The organism is Thermus arciformis, assembly GCF_900102145.1.
Classification (GTDB): domain Bacteria; phylum Deinococcota; class Deinococci; order Deinococcales; family Thermaceae; genus Thermus; species Thermus arciformis.
In genome coordinates this window covers 90,853-103,942 of sequence record NZ_FNBC01000001.1, presented here as the reverse complement: position 1 = coordinate 103,942, position 13,090 = coordinate 90,853, and the positions used below count along the sequence as shown (strand labels likewise).

The window sequence follows — 13,090 nt, the reverse complement described above, 5'->3', positions numbered from 1 at the left end:
CAGCGATCTTTTTAGAAGCCTGCAAATGCTAGCGCCGCCTCCACGAAGCCCGTGAAGGGCGGGGAAGGGCGCATGGGGCGGCTCTTAAACTCGGGGTGGCTCTGGAGGCCGAGGAAGAAGGGGTGGTCCTTGAGCTCAATGGCCTCCACGAGCCCCGCCCCCCGGCCCCCCATCCCCGGGGTGGTGGCCGAGACCACGAGCCCCGCCCGCTCCAGGGCGTCCACGTAGAGGGGGTTCACCTCGTAGCGGTGGCGGTGGCGCTCCGAGACCTCCTCCTTGCCGTAGAGGCGGTGGAGGAGGGTGCCGGGCTTGACGCGCATGGGCCAGTCCCCAAGGCGCATGGTCCCCCCCAGGCCCTCCACCTCCAGCTGCTCGGGCATGAGGTCAATCACCGGGTGGGGGGTGTAGGGGTCAAACTCCGTGGAGTTCGCCCCCTTGAGGCCCACCACGTGGCGGGCGAACTCAATCACCGCGATCTGGAGGCCCAAGCAGATGCCGAGGTAGGGGATCTTCCGCTCCCTGGCGTACTGGGCCGCCCGCACCTTGCCCTCAATGCCCCGCACGCCAAAGCCCCCGGGGACCAGGATGCCGGAGACGTCCCGGAAGGCCTCGTCCAGGTCCGCCTCCTCCAGGCTCTCGGCGTCCACCCACTTCACCTCCACCCGGGCCCGGTTCTTGATCCCGGCGTGCTTGAGGGCCTCGAGGAGGGAGAGGTAGGCGTCCGGCATCTTCACGTACTTCCCAGCGATGGCGATCCTGACGGTGCGCTCGGGGTGCTTGAGGACCCGGACCGCCTCCTGCCAGAAGGCGAGGTTGGGGAAGACGGGCTCAAGCCCCAAGGCCTTCTCCACCGCTCTTCCCAAGCCCTGCTCCTCCAGGAGGAGGGGGACCTCGTAGAGGTGCTCCACGTTGGGGCTGGAGAAGACGTGGCCCGGGCGCACGTTGGTGAAGAGGGCCACCTTCTTCCGCACCTCCTCGGGCACGGGCTTGGCGGAGCGGAGGACCACGATGTCGGGCTGGATGCCCACGCCCCTCAGGGTGGCCACGGAGTGCTGGGTGGGCTTGGTCTTGAACTCCTCGCTGGTCTCCAGGTAGGGGACCAGGGTGAGGTGGAGGTAGAGGGTGTTCCCCTCCCCCTCGTCAAAGCGGAACTGGCGGATGGCCTCGAGGAAGGGGAGGCTCTCAATGTCCCCCACCGTCCCCCCCACCTCCACCACGGCGATCTCCGCCTTCTGCTCCTCGGCCACCCTACGGATCCTTTCCTTGATCTCGTCGGTGACGTGGGGGATGACCTGGACGGTCTGGGAGAGGTACTCCCCCCGGCGCTCCTTCTGGATCACCGAGAGGTAGACCTGCCCCGTGGTGAGGTTGTTCCCCCGGGAGAGGTCCAGGTCCAAGAAGCGCTCGTAGTGGCCGATGTCCAGGTCGGTCTCGGCCCCGTCGGCGGTGACGAAGACCTCCCCGTGCTCGTAGGGGCGCATGGTGCCCGCGTCCACGTTGAGGTAGGGGTCTATCTTGATGGCCGTCACCCGGTAGCCCCGGGCCCGGAGGAGCGCCCCCAGGGAGGAGGTCAGGATCCCCTTCCCCAGGCTGGAAACCACCCCTCCCGTGACGAAGACGTACTTCCTGGGCCTTTTTTGCTCGGAAACCCCGTTCACGGGTCCTTAGCCTACCACATCTACCCAGAGGGGCCTAGGGTGTGGTAAAGTTACCTTTGGCGTTCTTGCGGGGTCCCCCGATCCCCCGCCAAGAGCGGAGCCTTTTCGCCCAAGCCATAAGGAGGGCCCTGGTGAAGACGTACGTGCCTAAAGAGGTGAAACCCCGCTGGGTTTTGATTGACGCGGAGGGCAAGACCCTGGGGCGGCTCGCCACCCAGATCGCCACCCTCCTCCGGGGCAAGCACCGCCCCGACTGGACCCCCAACGTGGCCATGGGGGACTTCGTGGTGGTGGTGAACGCCGACAAGGTCCGCGTCACCGGGAAAAAGCTGGAGCAAAAAGTCTACACCCGCTACAGCGGCTACCCCGGGGGGCTTAAGAAAATCCCCTTGGAGAAGATGCTGGCCACCCACCCCGAAAGGGTGCTGGAGCACGCGGTGAAGGGGATGCTCCCCAAGGGGCCTTTGGGCCGGAGGCTCTTCAAGCGGCTCAAGGTCTACGCCGGGCCCACCCACCCCCACCAGGCCCAGAAGCCCGAGAAGCTGGAGGTCAAGTGATGGAGCAGTACTACGGCACCGGACGGCGGAAGGAGGCGGTGGCCCGGGTCTTCCTGAGGCCGGGAAGCGGCAAGGTCACCGTGAACGGGCAGGACTTCCAGGAGTACTTCCAGGGGCTGGTGCGGGCCCTGGCCGCCCTGGAGCCTTTGCGGGTGGTGGACGCCCTGGGCCGCTTTGACGCCTACATCACCGTGCGGGGCGGGGGGAAGAGCGGCCAGGTGGACGCCATCAAGCTGGGGGTGGCCCGGGCCCTCCTCCAGTACAACCCCGACTACCGGGCGAAGCTCAAGCCCCTGGGCTTCCTCACCCGGGACGCCCGCGTGGTGGAACGCAAGAAGTACGGCAAGCACAAGGCCCGCCGCGCCCCCCAGTACTCCAAGCGCTAGGCCTGGCCTTCCCCGCCCCCCGGGGCTTCCCCCGGGGGGTTAGCCACTTCCTCCAGGGCCGCCCTGAGCGCCTCGGGGGCGAAGGGGTGGACCTCCCGGGGGCGGAGGTAGACGAGCCGGGCCTCCGCCTCCACCCCCCAGGCCCGCCGCACCGCCTCCCAGTAGAGGGCGAGCTGGAGGCGGTAGGCCTCCGGACGGACCTCCCGGTCGGTCTTGTAGTCCTCCAGGTACCAGGTCTTCCCCACCCGGTAGAGGCGGTCCAGCACCCCGTACCAGACCGTCCCCCCGAAGGGGAGGACCAAGGGGAGCTCGGCGTGGTCCTCCTCCCGGGCCTCCAGGGGGGGAAGGGGGCCCGAGAGGAGGTCCCGGTAGTGGCGGAGGAGGCGGCGGACCTCCCCCAAAAGCGCCTCCCGCTCCTCCTCGGGGAAGGGGAAGGCCACCTCCTGGAGGAGGAGGGCGGCCATGGCCCCCTCGTCCTCGGGGTCCAGGTGGCGGGCGATGGCGTAGTGGACCAGGGTGCCCAGGGCCCGGGCGAACTCCGGAGCCCCCTCCTCCAAAGCCTCGGCCAGGGAAAGGGGCTCCTCGGCCTTGCGGTGGGCGCTCGGGGAATAGACCCTGGGAAGAGGGCGGCCGGGGAAGGCCAAGGGGGCGTAGGGGGCGGGATCGAGGGGGACCGGCGCGGGGGAGGGAGACCCCGGGGGGGAAACCTCCCCCCAAGGGTGCCGCTTGACCCAGGGCGCCCCGGCCTCAGGCCCCAGGCCGAGGGCCTGGAAGGCCTTGGCCCAAGGCCCCGGGCGCCTCGAGGCGCTTCCCGTCACCAAGAGCACGTCCCGCGCCCGGGAAAGGGCCACGTAGAGGAGGCGGAGGCTTTCTTCCTTCTCGGCCTTGGCCCAAGCCTCCCGCACCCGGGCGAAGGCCTCCGTGCCCCTCAGGGCCACCTCCCCTTCCGGCCCCACGGCCAGGGGGTCCCGGAAGGGGGGGTCCTCCCGGGCCAGGTCAAAGACCGCCACCACGGGCCACTCCAGCCCCTTGGCGGCGTGCACCGTGAGGAGGCTCACCCCTTCCCCGCCCTCGGGGAGCTCGCCCGCCTCGGGGTCCTGGGCCCGGAGCCTAAGCCACTCCAAGAGGGCCTCGAGGTCGGGGAAGCGCTCGGAGGCCGCCAGGAGGAGGAGGGCGTCCAGGTTGGCCCGGGCCCTTGGGGAAAGCCGCCTCAGGAAGGCCTCCTCCCGGGCCAGGGCCTTCAGGGCCTCCAGGGGCTTGGCCCCCGCGAGCCCCTTCAGCCAGGCAAGCCGCTCCCGCACCGCCTCGGGGAGGAGGGGAAGGGGGTCTTCCGCCCGCAGGGCCTCCTCCACCTGGGCGAGGTCCAGCCCTGCCCAGGGCCCCCGCAGAAAGGCCAGGAGGGAAAGGCGCTCCTCCTCCCCCAAGGGCCCTTCCCAAAGGGCCAGGCGCAGGGCGTGGTAGAGGTCCCGCACCTCGGGGCGGTTGAAAAAGCTCCGGCCCCGCCTGAGCCCGTAGGGCACCCCCCGGGCGCGGAAGGCGGCCTCCAGGTGGGGAAGGCTGGTGCGGCTTCGCACCAGGACGGCCATCTGGGAGAAGGGGTAGCCCTCCTTCTCCAGCTCCACAAGGCGCTCCACCAGGAGGGCGGCTTCCCGCTTGCGCTTTTCCTCCAACTCCCCCTCCCCCACCACCCAGTGGACCTCCACCCGCCCCTCCTCCGGCCGCTTGGGGGCCACCAAGACCCGCTCCTCCTCGGGGAAGAGCTCCACGAAGCGGTTGAGGAAGCGGGCCACCTCCTTGGCGTGGCGGAAGGTGCGGTCCAAAAGGCGGACCTCCTCCGCCCGGCCCAGGGCCTCCCGGAAGACCTCCACCCGGGCGTTGCGGAAGAGGTAGATGGACTGCTTGGGGTCCCCCACGGCCACCACCTCCGCCCCCGCCTCCTCCAGGGCCCGGAAGAAGCGGCCCTGCAAAGGGTTCAGGTCCTGGTACTCGTCAATGAGGAGGTGGGGGAAGCGGGCCACCACCCGCCCCAGGGCCTCGGGGTGCTCCAGGAGGCGGAGGGCCCAGGCCTCCAGGTCCCCGGGGCCCAAGGCCTCCTGGGTGCGGCGGCGGTACCTCTCCAGGGCCTCCTGGAAAAGCCCCACCAGGTCTTCCGCCCCCGGCAAAGGGGTGAACCCCCCGGCCAGGGTGCGCTTTTGGTAGAGGGTGAGGAGGAGGGCCTCGAGGCCCGGGTCCAGGCCCCGGAGGTAAAGGAGCCCCCTCGCCTCCTCCAGAAAGAAGGCCTCGGCCACGAGCTCGTCCAAAAGGGCGAAGTCCGGGTCCAGGGAAAGGAGGGGGGCCACGTGGCGAAGGGCCTCCGCCAGGAAGCCGTGGACGGTGGTGAACACCGCCCCGTGCACCTCCCGCCGGGCCTCCTCGGCCCAGGGGGCGCGGGGCTCGGCCTCCAAGAGCCTTTCCACCCCCTCCCGGGCCCGGGCCCTAAGCTCCTCCGCGGCCTTGCGGGTGAAGGTGACGGCGGCGATGCGCCGCAAGGGGACGCCCCGGCGCACCAGGGCGAGGAGCTCCTCCACCAGGGCGTGGGTCTTGCCCGTGCCCGCCGAGGCCACGTAAAGCCTCATTCCCCCTCCTTCCGGCACACGTCCTGGAAGGTGCAGGCGTGGCAGTGTCCCCCTGGCCTCGAGGACAAGACCCCTTCCCGCCAGAGGGCCAGGGCCTCCTCGAGCCTCGGCCGAATGACCTCCAAAGGCCCAAGCCTCTCCCCTCGGCGGAAGGGGCACTTGCGGTAAGGGACGGGCTCCCCCAGCCAGGGCCAGGCCCAAAGGTGCACCTCCTCCACCTTGGACGTGAACCTGCCCTCCAGGAGTTCCTCCATAGCCTTCCACTCGGTCCAGCGCTTCCGCGCGTCCCACTCAGGCGCTGCCCCCGCCGAAAGAAGGCGGTAGAGGTGCACGGCCTTCCCCTCCCGCCGCACCCCGTCCAGGCACAGGCGGTACCCCTGCCTCTCCCAAACCACGAAAAACCGCATCCCCTCCAGGTGGGCTTGGTGCCGCTCTAGCCAAGGCCCCACCTCGGGGTGGTCCAAAAGCCCATTCCCCTCCCGGGCGAGGGCATCCCAGCCCAAGGCGCCGTCCTCCTCCGCCTCCCGGGGGAAAAAGCGCTCCAGGTACACCCGGAAGGGGCACTCCAGGAGGCGCCTAAGGGCTTCCACAGAGGGCAGGCCCCCCCCGGCCCTCGGCCAGGGGGGGCGGAAGGGGGCGTGGGGCAGGGCCTCGAGGCGGCTTGCCGGGGGCAGGGGGTCGGGCCTCTTCCCCGCCTCCATGGGGGGGTAGAGGCCGGAAGGGCCGGCCTCGGGGTAGAGGAGGTAGACCTCCTCCCCCCGGGTGGCCACCTCCTCCCAGAAGAGGGGGTCAAGGCCCCTGAGGCGCCTGGGAAGCCGCGCCAGAAGGCCCCGCTCCCTCAGCTCCTCCAGGAGGAAGTAGTCCTCCCCCTCCCCCAGGGTGTACCGCCCCGCCACCCAGTCCAGGACGTAGGCCCGCCTGGCCCGCACCCCCGTGGCCCGCAAGGGGGGAAGGACGGGGACGCCCCGCCCCACCCCCGGGGGCAGGGCCTCGTCCAGGAGGAAGCTCCGCCACCAGGCAAGGGGGGCTCCCCCACCCACCCGGAGGGCCAGGCGGAGCCGGGAGAGGAAGGGCTCCTTGGCGGAAACCCCAAGCCTTTCCAAGGCCTCCTCCGCCCAGGCCAAGGGGTCGGGGCCCGGGGTGCGGAGGGTGGAGAAGGCCTCCCACTCCGCCTGAAGGCCTTCCCGCTGGGCCAGGGCCTTTAGGGCCTCCTCCCCCGCAAGGCCAAGGCGCAGGGCCCGGCGGCCCAGGGCGGAAAACCCCAGGGCCAGGAGGTCCCGGCCCGTGGGGAAGGGGCTCAGGAGGGCGAGCACCTTTTCCCCGTCCTCCGTGTCCGCCAAGGCCCGCTCCCGGCCGTCTTCCAGGGGGAGGCCGTACTCCTCCTTGAGGAGGAGAAGCCCCCCGATGCGCTCCTCCGGGGCCACCACCAGCACCTCCTCCGGGGCGAGGCCCTCCCCCCCGAGGTCCTTGGGGGCCAGGGCCCGCTTCAGGGCCCTGAGGAGGTGGCGGGCCTCCTCCACGGGGTTGGCGAGGCGCAGGACCTCCCGCTTCAGGGGCCTTGGGGAAAGGGTTTCCCAAGGCTCCAGGCCCGGGGGCAGGACCTCGAGGGCGAGAAGGACGGGCACCTCCCGCGCCAGGCGCCGGAGGAAGGCTAGGTCCAAAGGCCCCACCTCCCGGAGGCCGTCCACCACCACGAGGTGGGGCTTGGGAAAGAGGCGGAGGGGCGCCCTCTGGGCGTAGCGGCGGAAGTCGTCGTAGTCCAGGCTCCCCCGCTTCAGGCGCTCGTAGGCGAGGTAGACCCGCCTGAGCCTCCCCGCCTCCCCGTCCTTGGGCAGGGCGAAGGGGGAGAGGCCGAAGCGCTTCAGCTCGGCGATGGCCCGGGCGAAGAGCCGGGCCTCCCCTGGGGCCACGCCGGGCCCGTAGAGCCCCCGCAGGGCCTCCCCCACCAGGGCCACCCGCCCCGCCCCCGGCAGGAGGGGCCCAAGGCGGCCCGCCTCGGCCAGCACCCGGTAGTAGAGGGCCTGGAAGGAGAGGTACTCCAGGCCCAAAAAGGCCCCTTCCCGGCCGAAGAGCTCCAGGACGTAGGGCCGCTGGTGGGGCAGGCCCACCCACCAGACCCGCCCCCGCCCGCGCAGGACCTCCAGGGCGTGGGCCAGGGCCAGCCGGGTCTTCCCCGAGGCGGGCGGACCCAGGAGGGGATAGAGCCCGGGCTTCATATGGGGGCATTCTACGCCAGGGGGGTGGCCTAAGGAGGGAAGGCCCTGAGAGCGAGGGCCTCAAGGGGGCAGGGGCAGGGGCTCCAGGTCCTCCCCCAGGCGCAAGACCCCCACCACCCGCCCCCGGTGGAGGACGAAGCAGCGGTACTCCCCCGGCAGGGCGACCACCCATCGCGCCAGGGAAAGCTCTTTCACAAAGGCGAAGGGCCGCCTGGGCAGGGGCCTCCCCTTGAGGGGCCCCAGGTGGGGGAAGGGCCTTCCCCGCTCCACGGCCAGGAGGAGAAGGGGCCGCTCCTGGCCCAGGAGGACCAGGGTGGTGCCGTCCTCCCGGTAGAGGGCCTGGACCTCGAGGGCCCGCACCACCTGGGCGCAGCGGAGGAGCACGGCCTCCGCCGGAAACGGCTTAGGCCCCTCCCCCAGGGCCACCCCTAGGAAGGGGAGGAGGAGGGGCCAGCGCATCCCAAGTGGCCTCAGAAGCCCCGCTCCGCCGAGATCAGGGCCAAGGCCGCCTGGGCGAGGAGGAGGGCGCGGCCAGGCTCCTTCTCCAGGCGACCCTTCGCCTCGGCCACCAGGGCCTTCACCAGGGCGTCTTGGGCCCGGTAGTAGGCGAGCTCCTTCTCCGCCCGGTCCACCAGGGCCTGGGCGCGGGAGCCAAGACGGGCGGGAAGGTCCCTGCCCCGGTAGCCCCAGTCCCTAGGCCCACGGCCGTGGCGGTAGCCCATGGGGGCCTTGGGCTCCCCTTGGGCGGCCCGGTAGAGGAGGAGGGCGGCCTGGGCCTCCCGGGCCGCCTTGAAGTAGGCCTTGGCCTCGTAGCTCTTCTCCGCCCGGGCCTTGAGCTCCTTGGCCCAGGAGAGGAGCTTCTCCTCCCCCGTGGCCCCCTGGGCCACCGCCTGGAGCCGGGCGAGGGCCGAGGCGGCCAGGGCCGCCTGCCGGTAGTCCGTCCCCTGGGCCAAGGAGAGGCCCGCCAAGAGGATCAGGAAGCCGAAGAACGCCTTTCTCATGCTCACCTCCCACCCGCTAGCCTAGCCCCCTTCCCTAAAGGGCGCACCGGGGGAAACCTTAAGGGAAGCCAAAGGCAGGAAAAGCCCCACCGCCGCCCCCTGGCGGTTCTCCGCCACCGCCTTTCCCCCGTGGGCCCGGGCCACGGCGGCCACCAGGGCGAGGCCCAGACCCGTCCCCTTCCCCCCGTGGACGAAGGGCTCAAAGACCCGGGGAAGAAGCCCCTCGGGGAAGCCGGGCCCCGAGTCCGTGAGCCAAAGCCACACCCCTTCCCCCTCCTGCGCAAGCCTCGCCCGCACGGGAAGCCCGCCGTGAAGCCGGGCGTTTTCCAGAACGTTCTCCACCGCCAGGGCCAGAAGCTCCGGGTCGGCCAGGGCCACCCCTTCCCCCTCCACCTCCAGGCCCTTTTCCTCCAGGAAGGCTCGGAGGTCCAGGGGCCTCGGGGAAAGGGGCGTGGCCTCGAGGCGGGCGAGGCGAAGGAGCCCCGCGAGGAGGGCCTCCATCCGCTGGGCCTCCCGCCAAGCCCCCTCCAGGGCCCTGGGCTCGGGCCTTCGCCGCAGCACCTCCAGGTAGCCCTTGAGGGCGGCGAGGGGGTTGCGGAGCTCGTGGGAGGCGTGGCGGGCGAAGCGCCGGGCCGCCTCCTCCTTCTCGGCGAGCTCGGCGAGGAGCCTCCCCACCCGGGCCAAGAGGGCGTTTAAGGCCGCCACCACCGGCCTAAGCTCGGCCAAACCGGGGTCGGGAAGGGGGCTTAGGTCCCCGGGGGCCCGCGCCTTAAGGGTCCGCTCCAGGTCCCGAAGGGGGCGCAAGGCGAGGGAGAGGGCCAAGGCGGCGAGGAGGAAGACGAGGAGCAAAAGCCCCCCGCCCCAGGTGGCGTAGAGGAGGAAAAGCCTCCTCCCCAGGGCGGAAACCCCCTCCAGGGGCACCGCCACCCCGAAGGCGAACCCCTCCCCCGGGAGGGCCACGTAGAGGCTTCCCCCCCACACCCCCTGGTAGGGCCGCCCCTCCTTCAGGGCCCGAAAGAGCTCCGGGGGCAGGGGCCAGGGGGCAAGCTGGGTGAAACGGGCCTCCTCCCCCCGGACCACGAACCCCACCCCACCCCCGAAGAGCTGGACCAGGCGGAAGAGCTCCAGAAGAAGCCCCTCCTCGTCCCTCACCCCTTCTTCCTTTAGGAGGTAAAGCCGGGTGTAAAGGGCCCGCCTCAGGTCCTCTGCCGCCGCCCCTTGGGCCTCCCGCACGGAAAGCCAGGCCAAGGGGGCGAGGAGGAGGAAAAGGGCGAGGAGGAGGAGGGCAAATAGCCTCGCCCTAAGGGAGGAAAAGGCGGTAGCCATGGCCGCGCACCGTCTGGATGGGACTGGGCTCCCCCAGGGCCTTGCGGAGGGCGGAGAGGTGGACCTCCAAGGTGGCGGGCTCCACGGCCTCCCCCCAGACCCTGAGCATCAGGGCCTCCTTGGAGAGAACCTCCTCCGGGGCCTCGAGGAAGGCCTTCAGGAGGAGGAAGGCCTTGGGGGAGAGGGCGAGGCGCCTCTCCCCCCGGAAGGCCTCCATGCGCCGGGGGTAGAGGCGGAGGTCCTTGTAGGCGAGGACCTCGTCCCGCCTTCGGGCGCGCCGGAGGAGGGCCTCGAGGCGGGCCAAGAGCTCCTGGAGGCTATAGGGCTTCACCAGGTAGTCGTCCGCCCCCTCTCTAAGGCCCTTCACCCGCCACTCCACCCCTTCCAGGGCGCTCAGGATGAGGACCGGGACCTCGGAACGGGCCCGGATCTCCCTGAGGAGGGAAAACCCGTCCCCCTCGGGGAGGAGGAGGTCCAGGACCACCGCCTCCGCCCAGGGGAGGAGCTCCATGGCCTCCTTGGGGCCTTCCGCGGAGCGCACCTCGTGCCCCTCCAGGGAAAGCCCGAGCTCCAGGGCCTCCCGCACCCCAGGGTCGTCCTCCACCAGGAGAATCCTCATGCCGGGTTCCGCCACAGGGCCAAGGCCCGCACCGGGGCGTAGACCTCTAAGGGAGGGAGAGGCTCTCCGGTCCTGAGGTCAACCCGGTGCACCCGGGAGCTCCCCCGCCGGGCGGCGTAGAGGACCCCCTGGAAGGGCAGGAGCTCCACCAGGCTCATCCGGTCCTCCCCCTCAAGCAGGGGAAGGGGGTAGGAGGCGAGGAGGGCCCCGGAGAGGTCCAGCGCCCGCACCTTGGCCGCCTCGGTGTCGTAAAGGTAAAGCCTTTCCCCCTCCACCCCCACCCCGCCCAAGAGCCTGAGCTCCTCGCTTTCCTTGGAGCGGCGGAAGGCGTAGCGGGAAAGGTAGCGCCCGTCCAGGGAAAGGCGCTGCACCTGGCGGTTGCCGTAGTCCAAGACGAAGAGGAACTCCCCCGAGGCCACCAGGGCCTTGGGGTCCTGGAAGGTGCCCCGCCCGAGGCCCTGCCCCCCGAAGCGCCCCTGGTACCGCCCCGCGAGGTCCAGCCGGCTTATGGTGGCCGTCTCCCCGTCCAGGACGAAGAGGGCCTCCTGGGCCACGGCGAGGCCCAGGGGGAAGAGGAACTCCCCGGGCTTCATCCCGTAGGGCCCCGTGGAGAGGAGGAGCTCGCCTTCCGGAGAGAAGCGGTGGAGCATCTTGGCCCCGTGCTCAAAGACGGAGACCCAGATCCCCCCCTCGGGGTCGGCGGCCACGGCCAAGGGGGGGGCCGGGAAGTGGCCGGGGGCCGAGCCGATGCCGGAGAGGAGGCGGACCGGGGTGCCCTCCAGGTCCAAAAGGCGCACCGTGCCCTTCTTGGCCTCCACCCCGAGGAGGAGGTAATGGGGGTGGGCAAGGCCCCGCTCCTCGTCCCAGGGGCCCTCCAGGACGCGGATCACCTCCTCGAGGCCAGGCCGCTTGGCCGGGTCCTTCTCCAGCATCCTCAGGACCAGGTCGGAAAGGGCCTGGGGGATCTCGGGCCTAAGCTGTTTGGGAGGGGTGGGCACCTGGAAGATCTGCTGGTGGATCACGGTCTCGTACCCCCCGGTGAAGGGGGGCTGGCCGGTGAGGGCCTCGTAGAGGACGATGCCCAGGGAGTAGATGTCCGAGCGGTGGTCCAGCTTCTGCCCCTTGGCCTGCTCGGGGCTCATGTACACGGGGGTGCCGATGCGGGCCCCGGTGATGGTGAGGCGGGTGAGGACCTTCCCCGCGGCGATGCCGAAGTCCATGAGGCGCACCCCCCGGGGGTCCACCCCGTCCTCCCGCAGGGCCCCCTTGAGGACCATGATGTTCCCCGGCTTGATGTCCCGGTGGACGATGCCCTGGGCGTGGATGTGCCTCAGGGCGTCCGCCACCCGGGCCAGGATGGCGGCGGCCTGGCGGAGGTTCAGGCGCCTCTCCTCAATGAGCTTGTCCAGGCCCTCCCCCTCCAAAAACTCCATGGCGATGAAGTGGACCCCATCCACCTGGCCGTGGTCGTAGACCTTGACGATGTTGGGGTGGTCCATCCTGGCCAGCACCTCCGCCTCCCGGTGGAAACGGCGCACGAACCGGGGGTCCCCCACGAAGCGCTCCTGGGGCACCTTGAGGGCCACCAGGCGGCCCGTCTTCTTCTCCTTGGCCTTGTAGACCGTGGCCATCCCCCCGATGCCCACCTTCTCCAGGATCTCGTAGCGCTGGGCCAGGGCCTGGGCCTCCTCCGTGGTCTTGGCGCGGGTGGGGTTCTTCTCCCGCGCAGGCCGCCGCCTAGCAGAGCGGCGCCTCGGGCCCAGGTAGACCCTGGGGGCCGCCAGGGCCCCGAGGGCCAAAAGGAGCCAAGGAAGGGCCGCCTCCGGCCTCACCCCCAAGGCCACCCCCGCCCCGGCGAGGAAGGCGAGGAGGAGGGCCAAGGGCCAAGGGGAAAGGCGCGCGGCCAAGGCCGCGGTGAGGAGGACGAGGAGGAAGGCCAAAAGGAGGTGCATCACTCCACCCTCAGGGCCACGGCGGTGATGTTGTCGTCCCCGCCCCGGCGCAAGGCCTCGGAGAGGAGGGCCTCGAGGCTTCCCTGCAGGTCCTTCTCCAAGCGCCACTCCGCCTCGGGGACCAGGCCGTAGAGGCCGTCCGTCACCAAGAGAACCCCCTCCCCCGGGGCGAGGCGCACGGGGACGAGGTCAAAGCGGGCCTCGGGCAGGCCCAAGGCCCGGGTGAGGACGTGGCGGTAGGGGTGGCGCTCCGCCTCCGTGGGGGTAAGGACCCCTTCCTTGAGGCGCTCCGCCACCCAGGAGTGGTCCTCGGTGAGGCGGAAGATCCCGGCGGGGCCGAAGCGGTAGGCCCGGGAGTCCCCGATGTGCCCCACCACCCCCTCCTTGAGCCAGTCGGCGTAGAGGAAGGCGGTGAGGGTGGTGCCCATCCCCCGGCGGCCCGGCTTTTCCGCCTCCTTCTCCACCCGCCTCTGGGCCAGGGCGAAGGCCTTTTCCATCACCCGGGGAAGCCCCACGGCGGGACGGCCCCCCTTGAGGTGTTCGGCGTAGGCCCGCGCCGCCTCGGAGAGGGCCTCTATGGCCACCTTGCTCGCCCACTCCCCCGCCTCCATCCCCCCCATGCCGTCGGCCACGGCCAGGAGGACGAGCTGTCCCGGGGGCACCTCCAGGCGGAGGACGCGGTGGAAGTCCTCGTTGTTTTGGCGGCGCCCCACGTGGGAAACGGCGGCCACCAGGAGGCGAGGGGCCAGGCGCATCGGAC

General features: G+C 71.3%; 11 protein-coding genes. 2 read left to right on the top strand and 9 right to left on the bottom strand.

Annotated features, from left to right (window positions below; genetic code table 11):
• Window positions 1-11: 11 nt before the first annotated feature.
• Window positions 12-1,658, bottom strand: a complete 1,647-nt coding sequence (locus tag BLP62_RS00655) for a CTP synthase (protein WP_093004852.1) — start codon at window positions 1,656-1,658, stop codon at window positions 12-14.
• Between the two features lie 131 nt (window positions 1,659-1,789).
• Here BLP62_RS00655 and rplM point away from each other — a divergent pair, with 131 nt between their 5' ends.
• Both rplM and rpsI read left to right on the top strand, forming a co-directional pair.
• A complete protein-coding gene (gene rplM, locus BLP62_RS00650) occupies window positions 1,790-2,215 on the top strand; it encodes a 50S ribosomal protein L13 (protein ID WP_093004986.1) in 426 nt (141 codons plus the stop codon).
• Window positions 2,215-2,601 (top strand): 30S ribosomal protein S9, encoded by a 387-nt coding sequence (gene rpsI / locus BLP62_RS00645; RefSeq protein ID WP_093004850.1) that lies wholly within the window; start codon window positions 2,215-2,217, stop codon window positions 2,599-2,601. Before rplM ends, rpsI begins: the two co-directional genes overlap by 1 nt.
• Here the strand turns inward: rpsI and BLP62_RS00640 are convergent.
• Genes BLP62_RS00640 through BLP62_RS00605 form a run of 8 tightly spaced genes read right to left on the bottom strand, consistent with a single transcriptional unit; the run spans window position 2,598 to window position 13,085 of the window.
• A complete protein-coding gene (locus BLP62_RS00640; protein ID WP_093004848.1) occupies window positions 2,598-5,216 on the bottom strand; it encodes a UvrD-helicase domain-containing protein in 2,619 nt (872 codons plus the stop codon). The two genes, rpsI and BLP62_RS00640, sit on opposite strands and share 4 nt — an antisense overlap.
• Window positions 5,213-7,432, bottom strand: a complete 2,220-nt coding sequence (locus tag BLP62_RS00635; RefSeq protein ID WP_093004846.1) for a PD-(D/E)XK nuclease family protein — start codon at window positions 7,430-7,432, stop codon at window positions 5,213-5,215. Before BLP62_RS00635 ends, BLP62_RS00640 begins: the two co-directional genes overlap by 4 nt.
• A 60-nt stretch (window positions 7,433-7,492) precedes the next feature.
• Complete coding sequence (locus tag BLP62_RS00630) at window positions 7,493-7,891, bottom strand: hypothetical protein (protein ID WP_093004844.1); 399 nt, start codon at window positions 7,889-7,891, stop codon at window positions 7,493-7,495.
• An 11-nt stretch (window positions 7,892-7,902) separates the two neighbouring features.
• On the bottom strand, window positions 7,903-8,433 hold the full coding sequence (locus BLP62_RS00625; RefSeq protein WP_093004842.1) for a hypothetical protein: 531 nt from the start codon (window positions 8,431-8,433) through the stop codon (window positions 7,903-7,905).
• Window positions 8,434-8,454: 21 nt separating this feature from the next.
• Window positions 8,455-9,759: a sensor histidine kinase gene (locus BLP62_RS00620; RefSeq protein WP_093004840.1), complete on the bottom strand. Its 1,305-nt coding sequence runs from the start codon at window positions 9,757-9,759 to the stop codon at window positions 8,455-8,457.
• Window positions 9,734-10,378: a response regulator transcription factor gene (locus BLP62_RS00615; RefSeq protein ID WP_093004984.1), complete on the bottom strand. Its 645-nt coding sequence runs from the start codon at window positions 10,376-10,378 to the stop codon at window positions 9,734-9,736. Before BLP62_RS00615 ends, BLP62_RS00620 begins: the two co-directional genes overlap by 26 nt.
• Window positions 10,375-12,330 (bottom strand): serine/threonine-protein kinase, encoded by a 1,956-nt coding sequence (locus BLP62_RS00610; protein WP_093004838.1) that lies wholly within the window; start codon window positions 12,328-12,330, stop codon window positions 10,375-10,377. The genes BLP62_RS00615 and BLP62_RS00610 overlap by 4 nt, the downstream gene beginning before the upstream one ends.
• The gene (locus BLP62_RS00605) at window positions 12,330-13,085 is read right to left on the bottom strand and encodes a PP2C family protein-serine/threonine phosphatase (RefSeq protein ID WP_176758106.1); all 756 of its coding nucleotides are present in this window, start codon (window positions 13,083-13,085) and stop codon (window positions 12,330-12,332) included. The genes BLP62_RS00610 and BLP62_RS00605 overlap by 1 nt, the downstream gene beginning before the upstream one ends.
• Between the last annotated feature and the right edge of the window lie 5 nt (window positions 13,086-13,090).

Coding starts and splice junctions, on each gene's coding strand:
- rpsI (WP_093004850.1), top strand. CDS start 2,215: ATGGAGCAGTACTACGGCACCGGACGGCGGAAGGAGGCGGTGGCCCGG.
- BLP62_RS00640 (WP_093004848.1), bottom strand. CDS start 5,216: ATGAGGCTTTACGTGGCCTCGGCGGGCACGGGCAAGACCCACGCCCTG.
- BLP62_RS00635 (WP_093004846.1), bottom strand. CDS start 7,432: ATGAAGCCCGGGCTCTATCCCCTCCTGGGTCCGCCCGCCTCGGGGAAG.
- BLP62_RS00630 (WP_093004844.1), bottom strand. CDS start 7,891: ATGCGCTGGCCCCTCCTCCTCCCCTTCCTAGGGGTGGCCCTGGGGGAG.
- BLP62_RS00625 (WP_093004842.1), bottom strand. CDS start 8,433: ATGAGAAAGGCGTTCTTCGGCTTCCTGATCCTCTTGGCGGGCCTCTCC.
- BLP62_RS00620 (WP_093004840.1), bottom strand. CDS start 9,759: ATGGCTACCGCCTTTTCCTCCCTTAGGGCGAGGCTATTTGCCCTCCTC.
- BLP62_RS00615 (WP_093004984.1), bottom strand. CDS start 10,378: ATGAGGATTCTCCTGGTGGAGGACGACCCTGGGGTGCGGGAGGCCCTG.
- BLP62_RS00610 (WP_093004838.1), bottom strand. CDS start 12,330: ATGCACCTCCTTTTGGCCTTCCTCCTCGTCCTCCTCACCGCGGCCTTG.
- BLP62_RS00605 (WP_176758106.1), bottom strand. CDS start 13,085: ATGCGCCTGGCCCCTCGCCTCCTGGTGGCCGCCGTTTCCCACGTGGGG.